9 protein-coding genes are annotated in these 14,313 nt (G+C 49.5%); 1 reads left to right on the top strand and 8 read right to left on the bottom strand.

All coding sequences use genetic code 11. The features are described from left to right. The 7 genes from ACYVF1_RS04870 to ACYVF1_RS04840 form a co-directional block, all read right to left on the bottom strand. Positions 1-1,308 (bottom strand): hypothetical protein, encoded by a 1,308-nt coding sequence (locus tag ACYVF1_RS04870; RefSeq protein WP_461076181.1) that lies wholly within the window; start codon positions 1,306-1,308, stop codon positions 1-3. Positions 1,309-1,370: 62 nt separating this feature from the next. Beyond that, positions 1,371-2,183 (bottom strand): carbohydrate ABC transporter permease, encoded by an 813-nt coding sequence (locus ACYVF1_RS04865; RefSeq protein ID WP_461076179.1) that lies wholly within the window; start codon positions 2,181-2,183, stop codon positions 1,371-1,373. Between the two features lie 11 nt (positions 2,184-2,194). Continuing rightward, positions 2,195-3,046: a carbohydrate ABC transporter permease gene (locus tag ACYVF1_RS04860; protein ID WP_461076177.1), complete on the bottom strand. Its 852-nt coding sequence runs from the start codon at positions 3,044-3,046 to the stop codon at positions 2,195-2,197. Positions 3,047-3,122: 76 nt separating this feature from the next. Continuing rightward, positions 3,123-4,415, bottom strand: coding sequence for an extracellular solute-binding protein (locus tag ACYVF1_RS04855; RefSeq protein ID WP_461076175.1), 1,293 nt, complete (start codon positions 4,413-4,415; stop codon positions 3,123-3,125). Between the two features lie 83 nt (positions 4,416-4,498). Next, positions 4,499-5,584, bottom strand: a complete 1,086-nt coding sequence (locus tag ACYVF1_RS04850) for a LamG-like jellyroll fold domain-containing protein (protein WP_461076173.1) — start codon at positions 5,582-5,584, stop codon at positions 4,499-4,501. 35 nt (positions 5,585-5,619) lie between these two features. Next, positions 5,620-7,143, bottom strand: a complete 1,524-nt coding sequence (locus ACYVF1_RS04845; protein WP_461076171.1) for a RagB/SusD family nutrient uptake outer membrane protein — start codon at positions 7,141-7,143, stop codon at positions 5,620-5,622. Positions 7,144-7,153: 10 nt separating this feature from the next. After that, positions 7,154-10,318: a SusC/RagA family TonB-linked outer membrane protein gene (locus ACYVF1_RS04840; RefSeq protein ID WP_461076169.1), complete on the bottom strand. Its 3,165-nt coding sequence runs from the start codon at positions 10,316-10,318 to the stop codon at positions 7,154-7,156. A gap of 245 nt (positions 10,319-10,563) precedes the next feature. Between ACYVF1_RS04840 and ACYVF1_RS04835 the strand changes: the two genes are divergently transcribed. Then, entirely contained in the window at positions 10,564-12,486 is a 1,923-nt protein-coding gene (locus ACYVF1_RS04835; RefSeq protein WP_461076167.1) for a DNA polymerase III subunit gamma/tau, read from the top strand. A gap of 156 nt (positions 12,487-12,642) precedes the next feature. Here ACYVF1_RS04835 and ACYVF1_RS04830 read toward each other — a convergent pair whose 3' ends face one another. Continuing rightward, the gene (locus ACYVF1_RS04830; RefSeq protein WP_461076165.1) at positions 12,643-14,313 is read right to left on the bottom strand and encodes an FAD-dependent oxidoreductase; all 1,671 of its coding nucleotides are present in this window, start codon (positions 14,311-14,313) and stop codon (positions 12,643-12,645) included.

The raw sequence follows: 14,313 nt of genomic DNA, 5'->3' as shown, positions 1-14,313 counted from the left end.
CTATCGGTACCCTTCCAGCGCCTTTACTGCTTCCGGATACTGCTCGATACGTTGGAATGCCCAGAGCGACTCAATTGTCGATTCGGCTCCCGAATTTTTGTTTACCTTTCCGGCAGCTCCAATGCCATCGTAACCGCGCCCGGTTGCCTGGTCATACATAGGCGTATTGGCCGCGTTTTTGCCCAGAAACCAGCTAGCTAGTTTGCCCGCCATGTCCGCGTATTTTGCGTCTTTTGTCTGGTCGTAGGCTTCCAGAGCAGCCCACACCATTGGGCGAATACCATAAGCAATTTGTGCGTATTGGCTGGTTTTAACAGCTTTAATTTCACTGCCCGATTGCTCTACTTCGAACGATTCCAGAAATCCTTGCTGCATCAGGTATGGATAAAAATTGTCGATTTCCCGCTTCGCAGCGGCAATCCAGGTGGGTTTGTTGAGCGCCTTTCCGGCCCGTAGCAGTACGTAAGACTGATCGCTGGCGTAGGCGTGCCAGTTATTTTCGAAGCTCAGAATAGCTCCGTACGGATATTTTCCGGCATCACCATACTGCATTGCCAGAATGCCTTCGCCCATTAGATCAATTAATTTCAATACGTCGGCGTTAGGGGTCTGTTGGTATAAGTTGGTCAGGCTAATTAATATGATTGCAGCCTGATCGGTTCCTGAGCCAAACGGAAGCCACTTAGGCACTTGGACGCCCTTAATGAAATTATACGTTTTGGCCTGACTCCCGAAGTCACGAATCAGGTTTGCCGTGACTTTCTGCACCGCCGTCTGAATACGTCCGGCCAGCGCAGAGTCGTTTTTCTGGTAAAACGGATAAGCTTCTGTCAGCAGCCACATAGCCCGCCACGACCAGAAATTCGGCTGTGCAACGCTGGTCTGAAAGGTTTTATTGATTGCAAAATTGGGCCAGAGAAAGTTGTAGAAGTATCCATTCTCTGCTTGCAATTGGAGAACAAATTCTGTCATTGCTCGTAGCTTGGCCTGCTTGTCGGTAACCGTTGCCAGATCGGGTTCGTGCAGGAGCAGTAAAGCAGCCCGTGCTACGTCGTCGATACAGGTAAAACCTTCATCGGCGTCGGTAACGAGATGATAATCTGGTGCTTCGCTGTAAATAGCTACGGTACCGACTTCAGCACCCGTTGACGCTATTTTAACCGTCTGGTAAAGCCTGTCCAGGTGCGATAGATTGACGTAGCGATTGGCAGGCGTAATCGTCTGGGCGGCAGGTTGATCTTTTTTACACGAAAAAGCTAACAGTAAAATTTGCAACGTCAGCAGCTTCACAAAAGCAATTCGATTCATAACGTAACGCGAGTGGGAACCCGCAATTTTTAGCTCATAAAAGCGGGCTACAGCCCGCATTACTAATCTTTCAGCCCCGAAGACGCCATGCTTCGGATGAAGTGTTTCTGAAAAAACAGGTACAAAATCACGATAGGAATGGCTAGCATCACCGCAGCCGCGATCTTCACACCCAACTGCGCTTCGGCCCGGCCTCCCACCGAAAACAGCGTTACCAGTTGCGGCATCGTCATGTTTTCTTCATTTCGAATCACGATCAGCGGCCACAGGGCTTCGTTCCATAAACCCATGAATGTCAGGATTGTAATGGTTAATACGGTAGGTAATACATTCGGAACGAGAATCTGAAAAATGATACGTAGTTCACCGGCACCATCCATCCGGGCTGCTTCGATCAGGGCTTCGGGTAGACTTTGAAACGCTTGTCGAAACAGCAATACCGACAGCGAATTGAGCGCAAACGGCACAATCAACGCCAGATACGTATCGACCCAACCTAGTTTCACCATCGTGATGTAGTTGGGAATCAACGTAATCTGAAATGGAAGCGTCATCGAAAAAATGATGAGATAGAAAATCAAATCCCGGCCTACGAACTGATGCCGCGCCAGCGCGTACCCCACCATCGCTCCTGAAATCAGTACCAACGTAGTGGTCAATATGACAACGAACGCGCTGTTCAGAAACGCCTGATCGAGCGGGATTTTTATAAAAACCGTTACGTAGTTATCCCACGTAAAATCAACCGGTAAAAGAGTCAACTCACCCAAACCACGCTCCGACGATAGCGACGCGCTCACCATCCAGATAAACGGATAAATGAACGACACGGCCGCCAGAGTCAAAAGAGTGTATTTCAGGATGCTTCGATTCATCACTTTCTAAATTATACTTCCTGCTCGACGTAACGCCGTTGGATAATGACAACAAATAAAATTATCAGGGCAAAACAGAAACCTAGTGTTGCCGAATAGCCCATGTGGTAATATTGAAATGCCTGTCGGTAGATATACATGACCGCCGAAAGCGTTGTGTTCATCGGGCCTCCTCCTGTCATAATGTACGGTTCTACAAAGAGCGAAAAACCACCGATGGTTGATAGAACGACTACGGTAAAAATGGTCGGGTTGATCATCGGCAACGTAATGTGTCGAAATTTCTGCCAGCTCGTAGCACCCTCTAAATCAGCCGCTTCATAGTACTGAATGGGTACCGACTGCAAACCTACCAGAAACAGAATCGTATAGAGTCCCACGTTTTTCCAGGTCGCCATAACGGCAATTGAATACATCGCTACGTTGGGATCATCGAGCCAGGCCACACGGGGAAAGCTTAAGTCCGTCAGCAGTCGGTTAAGAATTCCCGAATTGAAACTCAGTAGCTGCTGCCACAAAATCGTAACCACCACGCCCGAAACAATAACCGGCAGAAAAAAGGCAGCCCGAAAAAACGAAGCGCCACGTACCGTTCGATTCAACAACTCCGCCAACGCCAGCGCCACAGCAATCTGTAGCGGAATGTGTACGATCAGAAAACGTACCGTATTCCAGACGGCCTGCCAGAATAGCCGATCTTTAAACAAGTGCTCATAATTCGCCAAACCAACGTATTTCATGGGCGAAATGATATTCCAGCTATGGAACGTCAGCACCACCGAAAACACAACCGGAAACGCCACGAATACCGCAAAATGCAGGATGTAAGGCGAAACCAGTAAGTAAGGCGTCCACTTTTTCATAAAGAGTGAAAGAATGAAAGAGTGAAAGAGCGAAAGGGTTGCTGGCGCCAGTGTTACTAACGCACCAGCCACTCTTTCATTCTTTCGCTCTTTCACTCATTAAAAGTACATCTACCGCTTTAGCCGCATCAGCAATGGCGGCTTCGGGCGTTTTTTTGTTGAAAATGACGCAGGATTCATATTCCTGCGAAATAATGTCAAATACCTCCACAATCACTTCGCAATTATCGACACCTTTGATGTAGCGTGATTGTTCTGCGAAGGGCCGTAACCGAGGATTTTGTTTCAGGAACGTAGCAAAATACGGGTCGGCGTCAACGTTACGTCGGCGGGGAAACTGGTTGGTTAATTCCATCAGTTTCAGGTCGCCGGGCTTGTCGACCATTGTTTTCACGAACTCCCAGGCCGCCTGTGGATCGCGGCACGTATTGAAAATCACAATGTTTTTGGGATCGCCATACGTATACACCGGCCCACGGTGGTTATCGGGAACGGGCATAGTGTACGTACCATATTCGAAGCCTTTGTCCTTAAATTTTTCCAGAAACGAAATTGTCCAGGGACCTGTAAACTGAGAACTGATACGTTCGGCCAGAAACGGGTCGCGGGTAGCGGAGAGTCGTTCGCGGGCGAAGTAATTGTCTTTGTACAGCGTCTGCAAAAAACGGAACACCTCGATGGCGTATTTATTGTTGAAAGCCGCCCGGTTGTTCGCAATCAATGGCGCCCCATTTGAAGCCGCTAGATAGAGCGGATAAAAATTAAAGAGCCGTTCGTACCAGATGGCTTTTACTTCGGTATAGCCCAGCCAGTGGTCGGCGTAACCATCACCATTTTTGTCGGTAGTAAGTTGACGACCAGCCTCCAGATAGCTTGCGTAGGTGTAGGGCGGACGAGTGTTACGTAGGCTGTTCACCGCCCGCGTATTGCAGAGCAGCATAATCGGATTTACTTTCCAGGGCACCTGATAAATATGCCCATCAGATGACGTAATCTCCCGAATTACAGCACTATCGCAGCGGGTTTTTAAAAATTCAGTGAAGCCTTTCAACGTATCGAGTGGCACAAGCACACCCGCTTTGGCGTACATTTCGACACTCCCCTGCCACATGTTGGCATAAATATCGGGCGTTGTTTTACCCACCACCGACGCCAGAATAATCTCTTCACTCGATTGCCCTTCTGGGATAGGTTGGTAACGTAGCGGTTTATCAGGTCTGCTACGTTGCCACTGTTCCGTAAACGCCTTCGCAAAAGCAATTTCTCCGGCATTGTTTGAGCACCAGAACGTGAGCGGTCGCGACTGCGACGTATCGCTACGTTGGCAAGCAGAAAGCAAGGCCAGAAAAATAAGAAACCGTTTAGGCATTGATCAAAAGTTTATAAACAATCCCCCAAATCAGCTTTTAAAGGTCTATTTGGAGGACTGTTCATCACAAATAAATGAAACGTTTATGGTTTCTCTGCGTTATAAATCGACTTCACCTGAGCGTCGCTCAGTACTACGTTATAGATACGCACTTCGTCGATGTCTCCTGTAAAGTAGCCGCCCCAAGGACCATTGAAGTTATTACCGTCTGCATCATCTTTTTCATTAGCCTGATACAAACTCGTCGGTAAATCCTGGCCGATGGTTAGGTTGATATTACTTTTTACGGCATACGGATCGCCTGTTACGTCGGTCCAGGCTTTTACGGGTGTTCCATTCAGGTAGAACGTCATGCCGCCCGATTTATACGTTACCGTAATATGATACCATTTGTTCACGTCTAAGGTTGGCGACTCGTTGTCTTTGTCATTGTATTTACCAGCAGCTGTTTTCACGGTCAGGAAGGCTTTATTGGCTTCCTGTAACTGAAGTTTGTATCCATTCCAACGGTTCAGCGAAACAAGGTAGTTACTGGGCCGAATAACTGTTGGACGCGCCCAGAGCGAAATCGTAATTTCCTTCGATGGATTCAACACTGAATTATAGGGCACTTCAATATTTGCGCCTTTGTCAAAGAAATACGCCATTCCTGCCTTGCCGTACCGGTCGGCGCTGGGCGTGGGGGTACCTCCTCCCCAACCGGTCCAGCTCGATACGCCTGTTGAGCCAGCTTTTAAAGCTCCATTAAGTCCCTTGCCGGATGCATCGTTCGCATTACCGTCCATTTTCAGATAAAGTACGAGGTTAGCCGGGGCAATCTGCTGAACCTGTTTACTGAGGAACGTAGCACCGGCAGCACCCAGATTGGCATAAGCGTTGTTCACCTCTGTTTGCGTAGCGTTGGCATTGTTTAGAATGCTGGTAGCAGCATCGATTGCCGTTTTAAACGTAGCTTTCGAACCGGACTCAAACTGACCTACCTGCACACCTTCTACAGCTAACGCATAGCCGGCATTGGCACTGTCCAGACGGGCTTTAAGTTTTGTTTTATCAACCTGAACAGCTGGTGTACCATCCTCTTTTTTACAGGATTCAAACAGGACTGTCATCAGCACCAAAGCCATTACTACGCTTAATAGTGTGCGCAGTGAAAACGAATTGTTTTTCATGTGAATTATTGGTTTAACGAATTGAGAAATAGAAATTAAAATCGTAACGCCTTGTTAGTATCGCGTTCGCTTTGCGGAATCGGGAAATAGCGGTTTATATCGTAGTTGAAGGACGTTTTATCACGTAGTGCGGCCTGAGCATAGTCTTTTCCCCAGCGCATCAGGTCGAAGAAGCGGTGAAACTCCATCCCTAATTCAACACGGCGCTCGTGATAAATCGCGTCGCGCAGACTTGCCTGATTCGTCGTTGTTACGTCGGGTAATAAGCCCGTTGGCACAGTTGCTACGGCGGTTCCTGAGCCGGGTGTTGCCAGAGCCGGGTCGTTGATGTAGCTTTCCCGCGCCCGTTTTCGTACCTGATTCAAGAGCGGCAACGCTTCAGCAGAACGACCCAATTCGTTGAGCGCTTCGGCCTGCCAGAGCAGTACGTCGGCGTATCGAATGGCTACGTAATTCAGATTTCCATCGCCCTTGATACTAGCCGGAATTTCGGACAAGGGCTGTTCATGCTTTTTGGTCAGGTATCCCGTTGGTGACCAGGCCGGATCAAACGGTTCGCCATTGACCCACGGTTTACCTGCACGCCCAACCGTGTAATCGAGCCGGGGATCGAAAACGCTCGCGCTGGTTTTCTCAAACTCATTGACGAAACTGGCCGTCGGTGCGTTGAAGAAATAACCGTTCTCACCCGGCCGGGGCGCAAACCACTGATTCAGTCGATTGCCCGTAAACGGCACTTGTCCAGTCAGATGCTGGACGGAGAAAATGGCTTCTGAATTATTTTTGAATGCCTGGCTGAAATTTCGGGAATAAATGGGCAGCAACGCATAGTTACCAATGGCCTGCACTTGGGCGGCTGTAGTTGCGGCCTGTTGCCACTTTTTCTGATATAAATAGGCCTTCGCTAATAAGGCAGTAGCAGCGCCTTTTGTGGCTCGGCCCACATCACCACCCGTATAAGAAGCAGGCAGGTTTTTAATGGCTTCCTGCAAATCGGGTTCTATGCCTTGTTCATAAATCGTCGCTACTGGCGACTGCGCTATCTGGAGCTGATCGGCGTTTTTAGGTTCCAGCAACAGAGGAACGGGGCCATAAATGTTGACCAGATAGAAGTAATAAAGCGCCCGTAGAAATCGTGCTTCGCCCAGAATCCGGTTCTTTACGGTTGCATCCATACTGATGGCCGGAACACGCGCCAGAATCTGGTTACAGCGATAAATCCCTTCATACATTTCCCCCCATTGTGACTCCACTGGACCGTTGCTGGGGAAAATCTGAAAATCGTCTACCAGACCAATATCCGCCTGATCGCCAGGGTCGCCCCCTTTCGCGGCATCGTCCGACGCTACGTCGCCGAATACCCAAAGTCGGTTTCGGTCACTGGAAAAAGTGAGCGGTGTATAAGCCGCGTTGATGGCCAGAACCGCCTGCGCCTGATTCTGGAAGAACGTACCATCTGAGTACGTACCCAGCAGTTGTTCGTCGAGGTAATTTTTGCAGCCGACCGTGGATACCGCCAGCAGAGCTACTGCTAATCCAATTTTAGTATATCCTTTCATAACGTATTACTCAAAAACCAACATTTACGCCAATCGTATATGTCCGCGCACTGGGGTACGTTCCCCAATCGATGCCCACCGCTACGTCGCCCCGAAACTGTTCGTTGTTGACGTTATCACTGGTTTGTTGTTCTGGGTCGAGGCCCGGATATTTTGTGAACGTCAGCAGGTTTTGCCCGGCTAAATAAATTCGAACACTGGACGAGCCGATTTTCTGGCTCATTTTAGATGGCAACGTGTAGCCGATTTGCAGGTTTTTCAGGCGCGTATAAGCCCCATCTTCCAGGAAACGCGTCGACGGTTGCTTGTTATTGGCCGACCCGCGCCATGATACACGTGGCTGCGTATTGCTGGTCCCTTCACCCGTCCAACGGTCCTGAACGACCCGCTGCGTTACGTTGAACGAGCGATAAAATCCTTCAATATCAGTGGCAACCTGGTAATAAATTTTGTTGCCAGATACGCCCTGAAAGAAAGCCGACAGGTCAAAGCCTTTCCATTGAACATTGGCTGTAAGTCCATAAAGTAGGGTCGGAATCGGGCTACCGACGTGACTTCTGTCGTTCTGATCAATACGTGAATCACCGTTAATATCAGCAAATTTTACGTCGCCGGGGCGGATGCCGTTACCTTGATTGGCGCTGGTAAAAATTTCGCCTTCATTCTGAAAAATACCGGCTTGCGTGAGCAGATAAAACGACCCAATCGGGTAGCCCGGCTCAGTCAACGTAGCGAATACGCCGTTGTCGATACGCCCGCCGGGAATAGGTCGTCCTTCGCTGAGCGACAGCACTTTATTCTGGATGAACGAACCATTGGCCGTTACGTCGAACGTCACCTGCCCAACGCGATCACGATAAGTCAGGTCTACTTCAACGCCTTTGTTTTGCACACGTCCGGCATTGACGTAAGGAACAGCGGTTGTCCCACCCGAACGCGGTACGGGAATGGGCACCAGCATGTCGGAAGTCGTTTTGATAAAATAGTCAACGTTGAGTTGCAGCCTGTTCCGCAAAAAAGCGGCATCGATACCAATGTCCGTCTGCGTCGACGACTCCCATTTTACGTTCGAATTGCCCCGGCTCACAATGGCGTAGCCGTTGTTGGTCTGCTGCGGACTGCCAAGCGGGTAATTAAATCCACTACCTACGATGGATGCGTACGGGTAGTTTCCAATATCCTGATTGCCAAGCTGCCCAATACTAGCCCGTAGTTTCAACGCCGATACTACGTTGGTAAACTTTTGGAAAAAGGCTTCCTGATCGATGTTCCAGCCCACAGAGCCAGAGAAGAACGTAGCGTACCGATTCTGGGGCGAAAACCGCGACGAGCCATCCCGCCGAATATTACCCGTTATAAGATACCGATTCTGATAGGCATAATTGACTCGGGCAAATTGCGAGAGTAACTTCCAGCGCTGATCGCCCTCCGACGACGAGCGGCCCAACGGATCGATCCCGCGTCCCAGATAACGTAAACTCGGGTCCTGGTCGATGAAATTCCGGTCGGAGCCAACCAAATCGCGGCCAATATTCTGAATGGCTTCCATGCCCAGCAAGGCCGTTACGTCGTGTTTTTCGCCGAATGTATGCGAGTAGTTTAACGTATTGTTCCAGTTCAGATTGCTGAGCGTACTGATCCGGTCGCTGAGGGTCGCGGGGCTGTTGATACGTCCATTGGTGCCCCAGTTTTCGTTGTACGTTTTCCGGTTGATGAAGCTAATGTCCAGGCCACCATCCGTACGGAAACGCAGGTCTTTGGTAATCTGCCATTCTGCAAATAAATTTCCGAACGCGCGGTACTGGTTCTCTTTGTTATCCTGTTTGTTTGCCAGCCCAACGGGATTGTAACCATCGCCGTACAAATCAGGGCGAGCAGGCAGGTCGGTATAATCGCCGGTAACGGGGTCATAAATAGGAATGGCCGGTGTGCGGAACAGCGCGTACCGGACAATGCTGCCGCCGTTGCCACCATACCCATCCCCCGAACTACCGACAATGCTACGTTTCGCAAAGGTCAAGTTCAGGTTCGTACCAATTTTTATCTTTCCTTTTATGTCCGTATCTAAACTGGTACGTAGCGCGTAACGTTTGTAACCCGAATTCAGGATAATTCCCTGTTGATCAAAGTAATTACCCGAAATCAGGTAGTGGGATTTTTCAGTTCCTCCACTTACCGACAACTGGTAATTTTGAATCGGCGCTGTTCGGAAAATAGCTTCCTGCCAATTCGTATTCGCTAATTTGCTGGGATCGTCGGTGATGAGTTTTCGGAACAATGTAGCGTCACTTAGGAGCGCATTGTCGGTATTGGCGGCTTCGTTATAAATCTGAACGTACTCAGCCGTATTTGCCATCGGAATCAGTCGTCCGTGCTGCTGAATACCGACGTAGCTATTAAACGCAATGCGTGGCGCACCCGTCTGCCCACGTTTGGTCGTAACCACAATAACCCCATTGGCGGCCCTTGCTCCGTAAATAGCCGCCGACGAAGCGTCTTTCAGCACCGTCATGCTCTCAATATCAGCGGGGTTCAGTAAGCTGGAGGGGTCTTTGGTTGGTACGCCGTCAATGATAAATAAAGGGCTATTGTCATTAATGGTCCCCACACCCCGGACACGTATCGATATCCCCTCGCCGGGTGCTCCTGTCGATTGCGTAACGCGAACGCCAGCCGCTTTTCCCTGCAACGCCTGATCGATACCACCAACCGGAAGACGGCCAATGTCTTTCGCCGTAACAGTCGATACAGCTCCCGTCAAATCGCTTTTCTTCTGAGTTCCGTAGCCCACGACTACCACTTCGTTCAGCGATTTTTCATCATCGGCCAACGTAACGTTCACGATTGCCTGATTGCCGACGGGAACCTCTCTGGTAACGTATCCAATATACGAAAACTGAAGAACCGCCCCTTCGTCGGGGACGCTAAGCTGGAAACGGCCATCGGCGTCGGTGGTCGTACCTTTCGACGTGCCTTTCAAAACGACACTTACGCCCGGCAGCGGTTGATTTTTGATATCCGTTACGTTACCCGTAATAGTCTTATCGACAACCCGCCATTCAGGAGCAGGGGCCGGAAGCGCCAACGAATCTTTAGGGGAGATAGAAATAGCCAGCAGGAAGAGGCAGCTATAGCCAAATACACGAAAACGTCGAGACGTATAGTTACTGTTCATTAAGGTTTCGTTGAGTTAAGAACAATGTAAAATATGCTACGTACCAGCTACTCTACAATGAATACTTCTTTAATTTCCAGCAATAATACCAAAAATTAGAACTGGATGTTCCTTTTAATCAGCACTTTTAATTTCTTTTTATCCTGCGCAGATTTATCCTTTTAGCCAATGATATTTTCCGTTCGATTTAAGTAAACCTCAGTCGGCGGGTTTGCCTTTCCGGGTCGACCTTGCTAACTTTGAGTATGGAAAATTTCGTGGTTTCGGCCCGCAAGTACCGCCCGGCAACCTTCGATACCGTCGTTGGTCAGGAGCATATTACAACTACCCTTAAAAACGCCATCAAAACCAACCATTTGGCTTCGGCGTTTCTATTCTGCGGGCCGCGCGGAGTTGGCAAAACCACCTGCGCCCGTATTCTGGCCAAAACCATCAATTGCCAAAACCTGACTGCCGAAGGTGAAGCCTGCGACCAGTGCGAGTCGTGCGTAAGCTTTACGCAAAGTGCTTCCTTTAATATACACGAGCTGGATGCGGCCTCTAACAACTCGGTCGAGGATATACGTAATCTGATTGACCAGGTTCGGTATCCACCGCAATCTGGCAAATACAAGATTTATATTATTGACGAGGTGCATATGCTCTCGTCGGCGGCCTTCAACGCGTTTCTGAAAACGCTGGAAGAGCCTCCCTCCTACGCCATTTTTATCCTGGCAACTACTGAAAAGCACAAAATTCTGCCGACAATTTTATCCCGTTGTCAGATTTTCGATTTCAACCGGATTCAGCCGCAACACATCGCCAATCACTTATCGAAGATTGCTGGTAAAGAAGGCATTACCGCCGAAACAGAAGCCCTCGACCTGATTGCCCAAAAAGCGGATGGTGGCTTGCGCGATGCCCTGTCGATGTTCGACCTGAACGTAACGTTTTCAACGGATCGTACTATTCGGTACAAGGAAGTGCTGGACAATCTGCACATTCTCGATTACGATTACTACTTCAAACTGACCGATTTACTGCTGGCCGGTAATCTTCCACAAAGTCTGTTGACGGTGGATGAAATCCTGCGCAAAGGTTTCGATGCGCATCAGTTTGTGGTTGGGTTATGTCGCCACTTCCGTGATTTGCTGGTTTGTAAAGATGCCGCAACTGTACAGTTGTTGCAGGTCACCGAAAACGTTCGTCGGCAATACCTCGATCAGGCAGCGCGGGCACCCATGTCGTTTTTACTGTCGGCGCTGAGTTTAGGTGGACAGTGCGACATGAATTACAAGCAGGCTAAAGACCAACGGCTGCACGTAGAACTGTGGTTGATGAAACTGGCGAATCTACGTAACGTATTGAACTGGGATTCGTTAGCTGATCTTCCACTTAGCAAAGCCTCAACCAGCGATGCAAATGGTAGTGCTACGTTAGCCACCGAAAAAAAAAACGGCAGCCCGCAACCTCAGCCTGAATCCAACGCTCAACTAACCGAAAATCACCCCGTCACGAGCGAGCCAGTAAACGGTTATCGTCCAACGCCCCCGCTGCCAACCAACGTAGCGTCCTCTAACGTAGCAACCCCAAACGGAACCGCCACGAAAGAGCCTGCGCAGCCAAACGGACATCTGGCCTCTACGGACGTAGCAGACGTAGCAACGGCGCCACGTAACGGTACACCTGTTAAAACGGCTCCCGCTCCCCCCGCTCGCCCGGCCACCAGCAAACTCCGTTCGACCATTTCATTAACAACAGGTCCTGCATCAGCCGAAGCAAACGATGAAATAGTAGCGGTAAAAACCGTTGCGCGGCCTGACAAACCGTTTAGTTTTGAGGATTTGCAGGATTCCTGGAATACGTTCGCTCGCCTTCGTCGACAGCAAATCGATAACACGACGGAACAGGTTGTCCTGAACCGAGAGTTAGTGTTAGAAGGAACTGTTATTCACCTGACACTCGACAACAAGCTTCAGGTCGATTTCCTGACCGAGCTAAAACCTGACTTACTAGGTTACCTACGTAACGAACTGCAAAACAGTCAGATTCAGATCGAACATAAGGTGACGGTGCAGGAAGTGAAGAAGATGATTTACAGCTCGCTGGATAAATTCAACTACATGGCCGAAAAGAATCCGGTGCTGCACGATTTACGAAAGGCGCTGAATCTGGAGGTGGATTACTAGTCTGAACCGCATGGGCGGCCCCGCGGGATTTAGCGGATTAAAATGATTTTCAGGATTTTGTTTCATAGTATTAATGCGCTTCAAGGAAGCGAAAAACAAAATCCTGAAAATCTTTTTAATCCGCTAAATCCCGCGGGGCCGCCCATGCGGTTCAGACTACAACGTCAGCCGCTGCTTGTCTTTCAGCAATACATCCTTAAGCTTATCGTAAGGTAATTTCTGGGGTGATACGTTACTGTTAATCGACAATACCGCAGCCGTAGCCGCCGATTGGCCCAGAATCATGAAGACCGGCTCCATACGTATCGACCCGAAAGCGATGTGCGAGCTGGAAAGACAAACCGGTACCAGCAGGTTTTTGCACTCGTCTTCCTTCGGCAAAATAGATCCGTAGGCAATGGAATACGGCTTGTCGGGATGCACGCCAATATCGCCCTCATTTTGCACGAATCCGTCCCCTTTAACAAACCGTTGGGCGTTGTGCGCATCCAGGGCATACGATCCCATGCCAACGGGTTGTGGTACGTCGGTTTTCCCCAGCGCATCGGCTTCTTTCATGACAAACATGCCCAGCATGCGTCGGGCTTCGCGAATGTAAAGCTGGTGCGGCCAGTTACCATTGTCCTTGAATTCGTCTTTCGGTAAACCCCATTGCTGCATAGCTTCGTGTACGTCGGCGGGTACGCGCGGGTCGTTTTGCAGGAAATACATCAACCCTTTCTGGTACAATTCGTGGTCTTTGATAATCGCTTTTCGGCGCTCATACGTAGCGTCGGGGTAATCATAATTTTTGCCTAGATAGTCAGTGCTGAAGGGACCGTGATTGTTTGTGTCCGTTTTGCGGTTTGGGATTGGATCGTATTTCTGGAAGGTTTCGTCCCAACCGGCTGCATATACACGAGCCAATAATTCATACCGATCTGCATTGTAGCCAGCAGGTTTGGGGAAAGGAATCCGGTTTTCGGGATGATTGCTGAGACACATCCGAAAGCAGTAAGCCTGGATTTTCGAATCGCCGGAACCGTTCGGACCTGGTTTTTCAGCCGATACTTCGGGCAGCAAACCACTGTTTGGATCACCCGCTTTTTTGTAAGGACTTACGTCTTTTTTGAAGTAATGGCCGTGCTGAAAAACGCCCACTTCTACACCATTATGCGTTTCATTGTAGACGCTATTAGCCTCGCGACCAACGTGGTATTTTACGCCCGCAGCCGCCATCAGATCGCCTTCATACGTAACGTCGATGAACATTTTCCCCTGATAAGTATTGCCGCTCAGGGTACGTATTGACTGAATGACACCGTCTTTTTTGTGCACACCCTTGTCCGACCGGTCGAGCCACTCATCGCGATAAATCGTCAGTTTGTATTCTTTGGCAAAATCCTCGAAAACCTGTTCGGCGGCATGGGGTTCAAAAATCCACATCGTGCGGTTATTTCCATCAATGGCGGGCGTTCCCTGGCCTTTGTTGCCATACTCTTCCCGTTTCTGCCAGCGCCACGCATCCGGTTTCTGATAATGGGCATAAAGCCGTTGATAAAACTCCCGCGAAAGCCCGCCAATTACTTCTTTATTCCCCGTATCGGTAAAACCCAGACCACCCGACGACAAGCCGCCCAAGTGTTTATCGGGCGATACTACTATGACGGATTTACCCATTTTTTTGACCTGCACAGCCGCTGTAATAGCCGCACACGTACCGCCGTAAATAATGACATCGGCCTGACGCACAGCCGTTGGCGCATTGGCTGGCTGGACAGAAGACGTAGTACCCGTAAGTGAAACCAGGCTGCAGAGAAGGCCGAGAAAGAATACGATTTTTTTCAT

The sequence above is a fragment of the Spirosoma flavus genome (assembly GCF_054778555.1).
The sequence above is the reverse complement of the archived record's forward strand: the minus strand, read 5'-3'. Positions and strand labels throughout refer to the sequence as shown.

Coding starts and splice junctions, on each gene's coding strand:
- ACYVF1_RS04870 (WP_461076181.1), bottom strand. CDS start 1,308: ATGAATCGAATTGCTTTTGTGAAGCTGCTGACGTTGCAAATTTTACTG.
- ACYVF1_RS04865 (WP_461076179.1), bottom strand. CDS start 2,183: ATGAATCGAAGCATCCTGAAATACACTCTTTTGACTCTGGCGGCCGTG.
- ACYVF1_RS04860 (WP_461076177.1), bottom strand. CDS start 3,046: ATGAAAAAGTGGACGCCTTACTTACTGGTTTCGCCTTACATCCTGCAT.
- ACYVF1_RS04855 (WP_461076175.1), bottom strand. CDS start 4,415: ATGCCTAAACGGTTTCTTATTTTTCTGGCCTTGCTTTCTGCTTGCCAA.
- ACYVF1_RS04850 (WP_461076173.1), bottom strand. CDS start 5,584: ATGAAAAACAATTCGTTTTCACTGCGCACACTATTAAGCGTAGTAATG.
- ACYVF1_RS04845 (WP_461076171.1), bottom strand. CDS start 7,143: ATGAAAGGATATACTAAAATTGGATTAGCAGTAGCTCTGCTGGCGGTA.
- ACYVF1_RS04840 (WP_461076169.1), bottom strand. CDS start 10,318: ATGAACAGTAACTATACGTCTCGACGTTTTCGTGTATTTGGCTATAGC.
- ACYVF1_RS04835 (WP_461076167.1), top strand. CDS start 10,564: ATGGAAAATTTCGTGGTTTCGGCCCGCAAGTACCGCCCGGCAACCTTC.
- ACYVF1_RS04830 (WP_461076165.1), bottom strand. CDS start 14,313: ATGAAAAAAATCGTATTCTTTCTCGGCCTTCTCTGCAGCCTGGTTTCA.